Raw genomic sequence first — 12,447 nt, 5'->3', positions numbered from 1 at the left:
ACGCAGCCCATCACCGAGACGTTTAGCGGCTCTTTGATGTGTTTGGTTTTTTCCTCGACGAGCTTTACCGCAGCCATCAGATCAGCCTGCAAACGCCCGCAGGTCGGGCACGAGATGATATTTAGCCCCTCTTTTTGGCGGCCGCTGTCTTTTAGGATCGCTTTTGCGACCTTGATCTCCTCTTCTAGCTCGCCCGTGATGCTAACTCGCATCGTGTCGCCGATGCCCTCCAGCAACAGTCCGCCTAGCGCAATCGCAGACTTTATCGTCGCGTGAAAGCTAGTGCCGGCCTCCGTAACGCCCAGATGAAACGGATAATTTACCAGCGGCCGAAGAGCGCGGTAAGCGGCCATCGTGCGCTCGACGTCGCTTGATTTTAGCGAGATTTTGATATCGGTAAAGTCAAAATCCTCGAGCAAATTTATGTTATAAAGCGCGCTTTGTACCATCGCTTCGACCGTGCGACCGTATTTGTCCTCAAACTGCTTTTCGAGCGAGCCTGAGTTTACGCCGATGCGGATAGGCAGATTTCGCTGCTTGCACGCGTCCACGACGGCTTTGATGTTCTTTTTGGAGCCGATGTTGCCCGGGTTTATGCGGATAGCATCGACGAACTCGCTAACTATAACGGCGTAATTATGGTTAAAGTGGATATCGGCGACGACAGGCAGCGGGCTAGCTTTGACCACTTCGCGCAGCGCGGCGGTGTCCTCTTTGTCAAACACCGCGCAGCGCACGATATCGCAGCCGGCAAAATAAAGCCGCTGTATCTGCTCTAGCGTGCCTTTTACGTCTTTAGTTTTACTAAACGTCATCGACTGCACCGATATAGGCGCGTCTCCGCCTATTTTTACGTCCCTGATTTTTATCTGTTTCGTGGGGTATCTTTGCAAATTTGGCCTTTAAATTTTATTGTGCGATTATATAAAATCTTGGCTTTTAAATAAATTTACCGCCCCAAAACCTACTCGACAAAAACCTCGCGCCTATACTCCCGCGTATCTATAAATTTAGCTCTCAGGCTTTTTTGATTTTCTATGTGCGCGTCTATGTTTTTGCTATTTATCTCTACGCCTAGCCCCGCTTGCTCGCCCTGCCCCGTTAAGAAATCCAGCATCATATCGCCGAGCCTTGCGTTATAGTGGCTAGCCTCCCAGTAGTACGGCGAAATTTGGTCTGCGTCTTTAGGTAGTTCCTGTGCCGTTATCTCGTTATAAACGCCAAAATCCACTATCCTAAACGGCTTTTTTCCTAGACGCTTGGCAACCTTTTCATTTACGGCCGCTATCTGCTTTTTCCACTCATACCATGCCGCATCAAGCCCGACTCTGTAGTCCATAGCTTCAAGCAGCCTAGCGTGTAGCGGACTTATAGCAATATCTAGGGTTATATTATTTTCGTGAGCGTCCGTTAAAATCTCGATAAAATTTTCATAAGACAGCCTTGACACCTCGTCTCTTTTGCGTTCAGCCATATATCCGCTCTCTATCTTTTTTACGGAGTATTCGTAGTAGCCCCCGTTTCTTCGCACCTCTTCTAGCAGCGACGCCTCGGTTCGCCTGCCGTCAGGCTCAAAAAGCGGAGTTTTGCCGTATTTTAGGGCAGTCGCTACCGAGTCGCGAAGCGTCTGGAAACTAAATAAAATTTTATACGCGCTAGGATTTTTAAAATACTCCTCGAAATCATCGGCCTTACTACTGCCGCCTAGCATCGTCTTATCGTCAAAAACGAGCAATGCCTGCTTTAAATTTCCCTGCTTTATCGCCCATTTTAGATAGGCCTTAGCTTCTTTTAGATTGCCTCCTGATACGGCCGCGTTAAAGGCGGGTTGTGCGAAATACATATGCGCCGAATTTAGCGCGGTTTGAGGGCGAGAGTTTCCTAAAAATATCGAGGCGGGCCTGATTTTTTGGATCTTTACAACCTTCATAAAGCGCGACTGCAAGTCCTCTCTGGGTTTATTTTTAAAGATATCGGTATCGTAAATCCTATATGGATCGACCAGGTAGTTAAAAGCTGCTACGAACGCGAAAATCAAAGCCGCCGCGGCCAAAAAGCTAAACGTCCATTTTTTAAATTTCATACGACTTTCCTAAAAGTTAAAATATAAAAATTGAGACATTTTGTGCAAATTTAAAACGCCCAGCGTAAAACAAAGCACGGCAAGGGTCAAATTTGGCCAGCCTAGCTTAAATCCTTGCAGTTTTTGCGCAGAGTTTTTAAACAGTAGCGAGACCGCAAAACCCGCGATCAAGTAGTAGAGCAAGGTGTTTGTGCTGTCTATTTGTATATTTGGATTCCACTCGCCAAATTTAACGCCGTACTCTTTCAAAAAACCGACCTTTCTCTCTAGCCGCGAATTTAGAGTTAGCCCGCCGCTCAGGCCAAACATCCCCTTTAGCACCTTTAGCGCGTCGTTCCACTCCTTAGCTCTAAAAAATACCCACGCGATATTTACGAAGTTAAAGGTTATAAACCAAGCTACGAATTTATTTAGCCTAAAACCAAGCTCACTCCAAATCCTTTGGACGACCAGAGCCGCACCGTGCAGACATCCCCAAAATATAAACGTCCAGCCCGCCCCGTGCCAGATGCCGCCTATCACGAAGGTTGCGGCTAAATTTACGTATGTACGCACCTTGCCCCTGCGGTTGCCCCCTAGCGGGATATAGACGTAATCTCTCAAAAAACGGCTTAGCGTGATATGCCATCTACGCCAAAAATCCTGAATATTTAAAGCCTTATAGGGCGAGTTGAAATTTATCGGTAGCCTGATATTAAAAAGTAGCGCCGCGCCGATCGCCATATCGCAGTACCCGCTAAAATCAAAATAGAGCTGAAACGTGTAGCTAAGGCTAGTGACCCAAGCTTCGATCAAATTTAAGCTCGCAGCCCTATCAAACCCCTCGGTAGCCCAAACGGCAAAAGTATCGGCGATAACGACCTTTTTAAAAAGCCCGATAGAAAATATAAAAAGTCCAAGAGCAATATTTTCATAGTTGATTATTTTGTTCTTGGTTTTCGCAAACTGCGGCATCATCTCCTCGTGATGCACGATGGGGCCGGCGATTAGCTGCGGAAAAAACGTAACAAACAAGCAGTAGTTTAAAAAATCATACCGCTTTGCGCCCTCTCCCGCCGCGCAATCCACCAGATATGCGATCTGCTGAAACGTAAAAAACGAAATCGCAAGCGGCAGGAGCAAATTTAGATGCGCTATCTGCGTACCGAAGGCGAAATTTACGTTGGCGATCAAAAAGTCTGAGTATTTAAAATACCCAAGCAAGGCCAAATTTCCCGCAATACCAAGAGCTAGGAGAATTTTTTTTGAAATTTTAGGATTATTTTTACAAAGCTCCAGCCCAAAAGAGTAGTTAAATATCATCGAGCCTACTATTAGCGGCAGATAAGCGATGTTCCACCAGCTGTAAAAAAATAGCGACGATAGCACCAAAAAGCCTTTAGCCGCTTCGCTAAGGCGCTTTTTATTTAAGAAAAAATATACGAAAAAAGTTATGGGCAAAAATAAAAATATAAATTCGTAAGAGTTAAAAAGCATTATCCATCCATTGATTTTTAGCGCAATTATAATAAACATTATTTAATATTTAAACAAAATAAAAATTAATTAATTGCTACCGAGCAAAAACTAAATGCGCAAGCGGTCAAATTTGAAGCAAGGACGTAAAAATAGTCTGCCAAAGTTGCAACTTAAATTTGAGCAAAATGACGCAAGAGGCGGTATCGCGAAGTTAGACTAGGCGCGGATGAAATTTGCGGGCGGAGCGTATGCTTGATATGTAATAAAGCAAATTTTAAACGCAACGACGTATAGCAAAGAGAGACAACGCACAAAGATAAAGCGAAATTTAATTTTTAAGCGTAGGCTGGTTTAAAATTTGAGTTAAAGAATGCAAGAGTGGCAGTATCGCGAGATGGATTTAAATGTTGTGCAGAAATTTTAAGTCAAGATAAGACATATAGCCTATCGCGGACTTAAAATTTCAAACTCATTTAAAGACGCTCGCGGGATACGCGCAAAGATAAGGCACAGTATTTTTTCTTTAGACGAGGCGGAAATGAGCCGAATGAAGGAGTGTATACTATAATACATGACTGAAATTCGGCAAAATTTCAACGAAGTATAAGTAGAAAAAGAGGGGCCGCTAAGTGTTCAAGTCCGGATAATCCCACGCATTATACTCATCTGCCAGATTATCGTTCTCCGCACCCTTGCAGCATAGCCACTCTAGCCCGCCGCGCCTCTCCATCGCGACCTCTTCATCAAGGCCTGCGCTCTTGGTGCCGTGCACGCGAGCATTGACGCACGCCCAGTGGTAGCGGTAGACGAGATCGAGCGCCTGCAGGATTTCATCAGTACCCCGCATTTTCACGCGCTCCGAAAAATCACCGCCGATAAAGGTGTCCATCACAAATTTGCAGTCGCAGATCTCGTTTGGGAAATTTAGCTCATCTACGAGACCCATGGCCCACATCAGCGCCCACAGCGACTCGTATTTCCAGCCCATATTTACGGCCTCGTCGTAGCTCGCTTCGCCCTCTATGACGCGGCGCTCCATGCGCGTGAGCTTATCTATGCACCCAAAGCGGTTGTTTAGAAAGTCCTTCGTGCCCTGCTTGTCTTCGTCGGTTAGCTCGCCGTTATCTCTGATAGTGCAAGCGCACATTATTGCGGCAAACGAGCAGATCGCACGGGCGATAACCTCGTCCTTTTCGCGCGGAGTGACCTCGCTCGTCTCGTATCGTAGCGGCAAATGGTCTATAAAAGGCACGCCTTGCGATTTTAAGATTTCGATGCTTATATCCTTGCGCTCCTGCGCGGTCTTGCCGATCTTTGCGGCGTTTGCGCTATTTTTGCCGCCTTTTTTGAAAAAATCGAAAAATGCCATATTTTCTCCTTTAAATTTAGGGTTGCATTTTACCTGATCTTTGCTTACGGCAGCATTTTACGCGTACACGGTTTGCTAAATTTAACGAGCAAGCAAACGGATAAAATTGATTTGGTATATATTGAAAAAGCAAAGTAATTTTGTAACGAAATAGTAAAAAGTAGAGATGAGAAAAACGGCCGCGAGCGGCGAGTCGCCCAAAAATATAATTTTAGGCGTATCGCTCGCTAAAATCTGCAAATTTTACTTAGCCGAGCAGCTTTTGCAGCACTCCAAAATCCTGCGAGCCGCGTTTGAGGCTACGATTAGTCCCGCAGCAGACATTATTATATCTTTTAGCACCAGTCGTCCCGCACCCGATAGATACGGGAAGCCGTGATTAGGGCTTTCGGTGATGCCGAGCGCTGGATTGCCTAGATTTGGCACCCAAGTCTCAGGCGTCGTTATCAAAAAGCTAAGCGTTACGATAGACATGCCAAACGTCAGCAGTCCGCCGATAAGCCCTAGTTTAGGGAACCAGATGCCAAGTAACACGAGCGTGCCGATAGTGCAGATCATCGCGCCGATCAGGTACGAAACCGCGTAAGTTCCGTTTTGTTTGTGCCACTCGATGTTTTTAGGCACGACCAAGCCTTCCGGGTTTTTGTGTAGGTTGTACTCGGCGACCATTTTGCCCTTGCCGTTATCTACGATATCTTTTTTGCTATACATGTAGCTAAAAAACGGGCTGTTGGTTACAAACGGCACGATGCCGTCGGCCTCGTATTGCACGACTTTGAGTCCGCCTATCCACGCCATCACGATAAAAATCGCGACGCTAACGTAGTTTACGAAATATTTTTGCGAGCCTGCTAGGGCTTGTAAAAATTTTTGCATTAAGTTCCTTTAGGGTGATTTTTATAATTTTAATTAGACTGCATATTTAAAGCTAGATAAAATTATAACGGGATTATATATAAATCATATAAAATTCGGCTTAAAAAGATAAGCATTATCATAAACGAAAACTTTAATTACATTTTAGTTTTGGTTTAAGCAAGATTTTAGATTTATAATATCTTTATCCACAAATAGCCGCCAAAACACGCTAAAGACTATTTGGTAGATTTGGCTGGTCTATATGGGTGGATTAATAGCAAAACTTGCGTTAAATTTAAGACTTGATCTCTAGCCGCCAAAACCAAAACGAGCTCGTTTTAGCTGAAATTTTGACACCAAGCCGAACGTGAAATTTGATTTTACGAACCTTGCAAAACATTTAAGACGCTTTTGAGGTGCCCGAACTAAACATCGAAAATCAAACGAAAAGAAATCAAATTTACGAGAAATTTATCGGATCCATATCGACGTCAAAGCCGTGCACGGCGCAGATGCGAGCGGCTTTTATAAGCGGAGCGTGAGAGGCACAACGTAGTAAAATCTCAAAACGGTATTTACCGCCGAGAATTTCGATCGCGCACTTGCCGTGCCCGACTATCTCGAGCGAGGTTTCGGCGGCGCGTAAATTTTCAAGCTCGGCTACGCAAATTTCAAGCCTTTGCTTTGCCGCCTGCTCGCTTTTTTCGGAGACGACAACGCGCAAAAGCCTAGCAAACGGCGGATATATCGGCTCGCGCGCCGCTATCTCCTCGGTCAAAAATGCGTCGTAATCCGCGATAAAATCTTCAAAAAACTCCCGCTGCCTACTCTGCACGACCACGCGCCCCTCGCCCGAGCGCCCAGCCCTGCCAGCCACCTGCATCGCCAGTGCCAACGTTCGCTCTCGAGCGCGAAAATCAGGAAAATTTAGTAGCTCATCTACACCCATAATGACGGCAAGATCCACGTTGTGGTAGTCGTGCCCCTTGCTTAACATCTGCGTGCCGACGAGAGCGTCTATCTCGCCCGCGTTAAAGGCTTTTAGTGTCTTTTCGAGCTTGTTTTGCGTCGTGATCTCATCGCGGTCGAATTTCTCAATCCTAGCCGCTGGAAACGCCAAGCGCAGGGCGTCCGTCAGCTCGTCGGTGCCGATTTTTTTCGCCTTGATCATCTCGCTACCGCACTTATCGCACGAGCACGTCGCAGACGTCGTAAAACCGCAGTACTGGCACTTTAGCAAATTTCGCTTTTTGTAAAAGCTCATTCCTACACTGCAAAACGGGCACTTTATCGTGCTGCCACACTCACGGCACAACAGATAGCGAAAGTTCGCGCGCGTCGGTAAAAATATGACCGCCTGCTTACCGCTCGCAAAACTCGCCGCAAGTTCGCCTATGATCACGTCGCTGAGCCCCGTCTCGCTCTCGTCGTAGATAAATTTTTTCTCGCTTTTAAAAAACGTTCCTCTCAGCCTAAAATGGGGCTGTTTTTTAAAGCTCACGACGCTAGGAGTCGCGGAGCCAAGCACAACTTTGACGTCAAATTTGCTCGCCAAAAATAGCGCGAGGTCGCGGGCGTTATAGTGCGGATTTTGCGCGGATTTGTAGCTGTCGTCGTGCTCCTCGTCGACGATGATGAGCCCAAGCTCGGTAAACGGCAAAAATAGCGCCGAACGCGCGCCTGCGATCAAATTTATCTCGCGACTCTGAAACTTTTGCAGGATTTCGCCGCGCTTTTTTGGAGTTATTTTGGAGTGCCATACGCCAAACTTCTCGCCGAAATAGCTTTTTAGTCGCTTCGTCATCTGCGGCGTGAGTGAGATTTCCGGCATCAAAAGCAAAACCTGCTTGCCTGCGAGCAGATACTCGCGGATGAGCGAAAAATAAATCTCGCTTTTACCGCTTCCCGTATCGCCGAAAATCAAACTCGTTTTATGACTCTTTGCAAAATTTAGCGCTTCTTGCTGGTTTTGGTTTAAGCTTGAGATTTTTGAAAAAAACTCCATCGTAGCTGATTGGTCGGTGCTTATTTTTGGCGACCGTACGGGATTATTAAAATTTAATTTAGTAGCAACACTCTCATTTAATTTCAAATTTTCTTGCAAGCTATTATTATTTAAATTTTGGGGCAAATTTGACTGCGATGTTTCGTTTAATTCCGTAGTCAAATTTAACTCTTTGCTATCGTCAAATTTTGCATTTGTCTCGTTTTTATCGCTCAGAATTTGCGTTTGCGTCAAATTCTGCAAGCAAGGCGCTTCAGTTTCTAGCGGAATAAAAAGCCCAGCCGCGATAGATAAATTTACGACATAGTAATGCGAGATAAATTTCAAAAGCGAAATTTGTATCGGTGTAAGCGTGGCGGGTAAAATTTCTAAAATTTCAAGCGTTTTAAAATTCGGCTCGGCCACGCTTTGGAGGACGTAGCCGATAGTTTTTTTATTTTTTATATTGATTAAGACTTGGGTAAAATTGGGTATTTTAAAATCTGAACAATATGTAAGCGGCTTAAGATTTAAGCCGCTTGGAATTATTTGGTAGTAGAGCATTACTCCAATTCTTGACAAAATCGACCGGCCTCGTTATCGGCACACACAAAAGTTCCAGTATTTTGAGTGTACGTAAAAGTAGCCGCTCTGTTCCTCAATGTAAAAACATAGACATTAGCTGCGCTACTAGTCCAGCCACTTTGCCTACTAGGAACTATACCGTTTTGTAAAACCCCTTCAAAAAGTACATCATTATTTGTACCCTCAAGAGCTGGATACGCGAATCTACCGGATAACATATTGGTATTGTATGAGTTTATTATCGCGCTTCTTATAGATGCTATGTCAGATTTTGCTCGCGTGATTATTGCATCGTCCCTAGTAACAAACAGTCTAGGCACTGCTACTCCAGCCAAGATACCTATAATAACTATTACAAAAACAAGTTCAATTAGCGTAAAAGCGCGTTTCATTGAGGCCCTTTCTTGATATAAAGGATTATTAAAAATAAGTAAAAATTGGTAGGTAAAATTTAAAAAGGGCTCGATCTAGTCGAGCCCAACATTTCTAAATTAAATAGACCAAAGGTATTATCTAACTACAGATAGTCCTGTAATCTGTACACCATTGGCAGCAGGAGCAGCTTCCCATTGGTTTGTACCAGTATTAAATGTTTGACCTACAAATTGTGCATTCATATATTTTTGAATCTCTGGATCAGCTATAACTTTTACACAAATAGGCGCAGCGGCATCAGCACCAGCTGCTATAGTTACAAATGCTGGCGTTCTAGTGGTTGCGTTATTTACCTCTGGAGTAAGCGTGAATGCTAGGCAGTTTTTGCCGGCTGATTGTAGATTTCCAGTCGCTGTTCCAGTCGCTGTTCCATTTGCAGCTATATTAAGATCAGTACCGCCACTAATAACAACGTTACTCATTTGTGCCTTTGTACCAAATCTTCCTTGTGAAGTATAGTAAGCTCCGATATCGCTTATTAAAGTACTTACGTTTGTTGCAGCTTTTGCTATCTCAGCATCATCACGAGTTGCAGTTAGTCTTGGTACTGCTACAGCAGCTAGAATACCTAAAATAACGATCACGAAGATCAACTCAATCATTGTAAAACCTTTTCTCATATGAGACTCCTTGTGTTTATTTCTGCATACACTTATGCAGTTGGCGGAATTATATAGATAATTAGCTTAAAAATAGATTAAAATGAAATCTTTTTATATGGGTGCGTGTAGAAAAGTAATCTAGGATAAAATTTAACTTATTTCTTTACTTACTTTTTGGGCTAAAGAGCGCAGATCGCGCTCCTGCTGATAGTTTTCATAGCATTTTTGGACAAAGGCGCTTAGTAGCTCTTTGACGTCGAGATACTTTTTGCCTCCGGTAAAGGTCTCCCACTCTTTTTCAAAATTTTGGGCAAAGTCGTCCTCGAGGCTGATGTTGTAGAATGTGGAAGCTATTTTTACCGTTATTTTTTTCATAGTTTATTTATTTTCCCAGTACCGCTTCGATCTTGCGGATAACGTCGTCGCTCTCGGTGTTTTTGGTTCTTAGGTCTTCTTCTAGGCGGGTGATTTGGTTTGTTTTGGCTTCGTTTTGGGCTTTGACGCTGATTAGTTCGTTGCGTAGAGACTCGTTTTCTTCGCAGATTTCATTATATCTAGCCAGCAGGTCGTTTACTTTGTCAGTTAGGGTGTTTAGTACTTTATCGTTATCAAACATCTTTTTCCTTAGTTTTGGTATAATTTTACGTAATTGTAACAAAAAAAGCTGATTTTTAAGGTAAAAAATGAAAAATTTTGAAATTTCGTCCAAATTTAGCCCGAGCGAGGATCAGGCCCGCGCAGTCGCTAATATCGTAGCCTCCGTAAGATCTGGCAACAAATACCAAACGCTTTTAGGCGTCACGGGCTCGGGCAAGACCTTTACGATGGCAAACGTTATACGCGAGCTAAATATGCCAACGCTAATCATGACGCACAACAAATCCCTCGCCGCGCAGCTTTATAGCGAATTTAAAGGCTTTTTCCCTAAAAATCACGTGGAGTATTTTATCAGCTACTACGACTACTATCAGCCAGAGGCCTACATCCCGCGTCAAGATCTTTTCATCGAAAAAGATAGCTCCGTAAACGAAGAACTCGAGCGTCTGCGCCTATCTGCGACGGCTAGTTTGCTTAGCTTTGACGACGTCGTGTGCGTGGCGTCGGTGTCGGCCAACTACGGCTTAGGCAATCCTAGCGAATACCAAGGCATGGTCGCATACCTAAACGTCGGCGATAAAATCAACCAGCGCGCGCTGCTACAAAAGCTCGTTGATATGGGATACAAGCGAAACGACATTTACTTCGACCGCGGCGACTTTCGCGTAAACGGCGACGTGGTGGACGTATATCCCGCGTATTTTAACGACGAGGCGTTTAGGATCGAGTTTTTCGGCGACGAGATCGAGACGATGTATAGCCTGGACGTGCTGGAAAACAAAAAAAGACACGACCTTAAAAAATTTATCCTCTACCCGACCAGCCAGTTTATCGTGGGCGAAAACCGCCTAAAAATCGCCATCAAACAGATCGAGGAGGAGCTAGAAGAGCGGCTAAAAGAATTTAACGAGCAAGGCAAGCTTGTAGAAGCTCAGCGCCTAAAACAACGAGTGGAGTTTGACCTGGAGATGATGAGCAGTACGGGCATGTGCAAAGGCATCGAAAACTACGCGCGCCACCTAACGGGGCAAAAGCCCGGAGAGACGCCCTACTCGATGTTTGATTATTTCGAGCTTGGCGGCAAGGACTATCTCGTCATCGTGGACGAAAGCCACGTGAGTCTGCCGCAGTTTCGCGGTATGTACGCAGGCGACCGCAGCCGCAAAGAGGTGCTTGTGGAGTACGGCTTTCGTTTGCCGTCCGCGCTAGATAACCGTCCGCTCAAATTTGACGAGTTTATAAACAAACGCGCCAAATTTCTTTTCGTCTCGGCGACCCCAAACGAATACGAGATAAATTTAAGCTGCGGCCACGTCTATGAGCAAATTTTACGTCCGACGGGACTGCTCGATCCCTTAATCGAGATAAAAGACAGTGAAAATCAGGTGGAGATTTTATTTGACGAGGCTAAAAAAACGATCGAGAGAAACGAACGCGTGCTAGTAACCGTGCTCACCAAAAAGATGGCCGAGGAGCTCAGCCGCTACTACACCGAGCTAGGCATCAAGGTCAAGTACATGCACTCAGATATCGACGCCGTCGAGCGAAACGAGATCATCCGCGGACTGCGTAGCGGCGAGTTTGATATGCTCATCGGTATAAATTTGCTCCGAGAGGGGCTTGACCTGCCCGAGGTTAGCCTCATAGCCATCATGGACGCCGACAAGGAGGGCTTTTTACGCTCGACGACAAGCCTAATCCAAACGATGGGGCGTGCGGCTAGAAACGTAAACGGACGGGTGCTGATGTTTGCCAAAAAGATCACCAAATCAATGCAAGAAGCGATGGATACGACGCTGGCACGCCGCAAGATGCAGGACGAATACAACCGCGCCCACGGCATCACGCCGCGCTCGGCTAGCCGAAATATCGAGGAGAGCCTGCACGTCGAGGACGGCACGGAGATCTTAAGAAAAGGCGCAAATCTGGAAAAAATGCCTGCCGCCGAGCGAGCGAGCATAATCAAAGAGCTAAGAAAACAGATGCTGGAGGCGGCGGCGCAGCTGGAGTTTGAAAAGGCGGCGGCATTGCGCGACGAGATCGCCAAAATCCGCAAACTTTAAATTTAACAGCTTGTCTTTTTCCGCCATACTTCGTTACCAGCTCAGTCGGCTTCGGTCACGGACGGCTAGTCCGCTCCCTCGCCTCGCTCGCCGCTGCCTCGTCTGACGAAAAAATGTTTCGCCTTATCGTTTTGTATTAAATTTGAAGTCAAATTTGTAAATTTCTGCTTCAAATTTGACCTGCCCAGACCCGCATCTTGAAAATCCAAATTTATCACATTCAAATTTAACTCAAAAAATTGCGACGCTTAGTAAGTAGGTCTGCTCTGCTTCACATTCTGCTCGCAGCTTTTTAAGAAGCAGTTACGAGCCGCAGGCGAAGTAAAGCCCCCTCTTTTTTTCCTCTACCAAAGAAAAGAGAAAAGTGGATATAAAAGGGAGCTCTTTTGCTTCGGCTTTGCCTCGCAACTGCA

12 protein-coding genes are annotated in these 12,447 nt (G+C 45.2%); 1 reads left to right on the top strand and 11 read right to left on the bottom strand.

Translation table 11 applies throughout. From position 1 onward, the window contains the following. The 10 genes from ispG to Q0314_RS04380 form a co-directional block, all read right to left on the bottom strand. On the bottom strand, positions 1-893 hold an 893-nt coding region (gene ispG / locus Q0314_RS04425), incomplete at its 3' end, for a flavodoxin-dependent (E)-4-hydroxy-3-methylbut-2-enyl-diphosphate synthase (protein WP_298056940.1). Between the two features lie 71 nt (positions 894-964). Beyond that, positions 965-2,083, bottom strand: a complete 1,119-nt coding sequence (locus tag Q0314_RS04420; RefSeq protein ID WP_298056937.1) for a hypothetical protein — start codon at positions 2,081-2,083, stop codon at positions 965-967. Positions 2,084-2,092: 9 nt separating this feature from the next. Next, a complete protein-coding gene (locus tag Q0314_RS04415) occupies positions 2,093-3,559 on the bottom strand; it encodes an MBOAT family protein (RefSeq protein WP_298056934.1) in 1,467 nt (488 codons plus the stop codon). Between the two features lie 607 nt (positions 3,560-4,166). Continuing rightward, entirely contained in the window at positions 4,167-4,910 is a 744-nt protein-coding gene (locus tag Q0314_RS04410; protein ID WP_298056931.1) for a DUF4272 domain-containing protein, read from the bottom strand. A gap of 243 nt (positions 4,911-5,153) precedes the next feature. Beyond that, positions 5,154-5,786, bottom strand: a complete 633-nt coding sequence (locus tag Q0314_RS04405; RefSeq protein WP_002946673.1) for a DUF417 family protein — start codon at positions 5,784-5,786, stop codon at positions 5,154-5,156. Between the two features lie 442 nt (positions 5,787-6,228). Further along, complete coding sequence (locus Q0314_RS04400; protein ID WP_298056943.1) at positions 6,229-8,316, bottom strand: primosomal protein N'; 2,088 nt, start codon at positions 8,314-8,316, stop codon at positions 6,229-6,231. Then, positions 8,316-8,729, bottom strand: a complete 414-nt coding sequence (locus Q0314_RS04395) for a prepilin-type N-terminal cleavage/methylation domain-containing protein (RefSeq protein WP_298056928.1) — start codon at positions 8,727-8,729, stop codon at positions 8,316-8,318. The genes Q0314_RS04400 and Q0314_RS04395 overlap by 1 nt, the downstream gene beginning before the upstream one ends. Before the next feature lie 117 nt (positions 8,730-8,846). Then, the gene (locus Q0314_RS04390) at positions 8,847-9,392 is read right to left on the bottom strand and encodes a prepilin-type N-terminal cleavage/methylation domain-containing protein (protein ID WP_298056926.1); all 546 of its coding nucleotides are present in this window, start codon (positions 9,390-9,392) and stop codon (positions 8,847-8,849) included. Between the two features lie 132 nt (positions 9,393-9,524). Continuing rightward, on the bottom strand, positions 9,525-9,749 hold the full coding sequence (locus Q0314_RS04385) for a hypothetical protein (protein WP_002946662.1): 225 nt from the start codon (positions 9,747-9,749) through the stop codon (positions 9,525-9,527). 7 nt (positions 9,750-9,756) lie between these two features. Beyond that, positions 9,757-9,990 (bottom strand): hypothetical protein, encoded by a 234-nt coding sequence (locus tag Q0314_RS04380; protein ID WP_298056924.1) that lies wholly within the window; start codon positions 9,988-9,990, stop codon positions 9,757-9,759. 67 nt (positions 9,991-10,057) lie between these two features. On the opposite strand from Q0314_RS04380, the gene uvrB reads away from it, so the two are divergent. Beyond that, on the top strand, positions 10,058-12,034 hold the full coding sequence (gene uvrB / locus Q0314_RS04375; RefSeq protein ID WP_298056923.1) for an excinuclease ABC subunit UvrB: 1,977 nt from the start codon (positions 10,058-10,060) through the stop codon (positions 12,032-12,034). A gap of 65 nt (positions 12,035-12,099) precedes the next feature. On the opposite strand, the gene Q0314_RS04370 is transcribed toward uvrB, so the two are convergent. After that, positions 12,100-12,243, bottom strand: a complete 144-nt coding sequence (locus Q0314_RS04370) for a hypothetical protein (RefSeq protein WP_298056921.1) — start codon at positions 12,241-12,243, stop codon at positions 12,100-12,102. Between the last annotated feature and the right edge of the window lie 204 nt (positions 12,244-12,447).

Source organism: uncultured Campylobacter sp., from assembly GCF_938040115.1.
Classification (GTDB): Bacteria; Campylobacterota; Campylobacteria; order Campylobacterales; family Campylobacteraceae; genus Campylobacter_A.
This window is presented reverse-complemented; position numbering and strand designations above follow the sequence as displayed.

Coding starts and splice junctions, on each gene's coding strand:
- Q0314_RS04420 (WP_298056937.1), bottom strand. CDS start 2,083: ATGAAATTTAAAAAATGGACGTTTAGCTTTTTGGCCGCGGCGGCTTTG.
- Q0314_RS04415 (WP_298056934.1), bottom strand. CDS start 3,559: ATGCTTTTTAACTCTTACGAATTTATATTTTTATTTTTGCCCATAACT.
- Q0314_RS04410 (WP_298056931.1), bottom strand. CDS start 4,910: ATGGCATTTTTCGATTTTTTCAAAAAAGGCGGCAAAAATAGCGCAAAC.
- Q0314_RS04405 (WP_002946673.1), bottom strand. CDS start 5,786: ATGCAAAAATTTTTACAAGCCCTAGCAGGCTCGCAAAAATATTTCGTA.
- Q0314_RS04400 (WP_298056943.1), bottom strand. CDS start 8,316: ATGCTCTACTACCAAATAATTCCAAGCGGCTTAAATCTTAAGCCGCTT.
- Q0314_RS04395 (WP_298056928.1), bottom strand. CDS start 8,729: ATGAAACGCGCTTTTACGCTAATTGAACTTGTTTTTGTAATAGTTATT.
- Q0314_RS04390 (WP_298056926.1), bottom strand. CDS start 9,392: ATGAGAAAAGGTTTTACAATGATTGAGTTGATCTTCGTGATCGTTATT.
- Q0314_RS04385 (WP_002946662.1), bottom strand. CDS start 9,749: ATGAAAAAAATAACGGTAAAAATAGCTTCCACATTCTACAACATCAGC.
- Q0314_RS04380 (WP_298056924.1), bottom strand. CDS start 9,990: ATGTTTGATAACGATAAAGTACTAAACACCCTAACTGACAAAGTAAAC.
- uvrB (WP_298056923.1), top strand. CDS start 10,058: ATGAAAAATTTTGAAATTTCGTCCAAATTTAGCCCGAGCGAGGATCAG.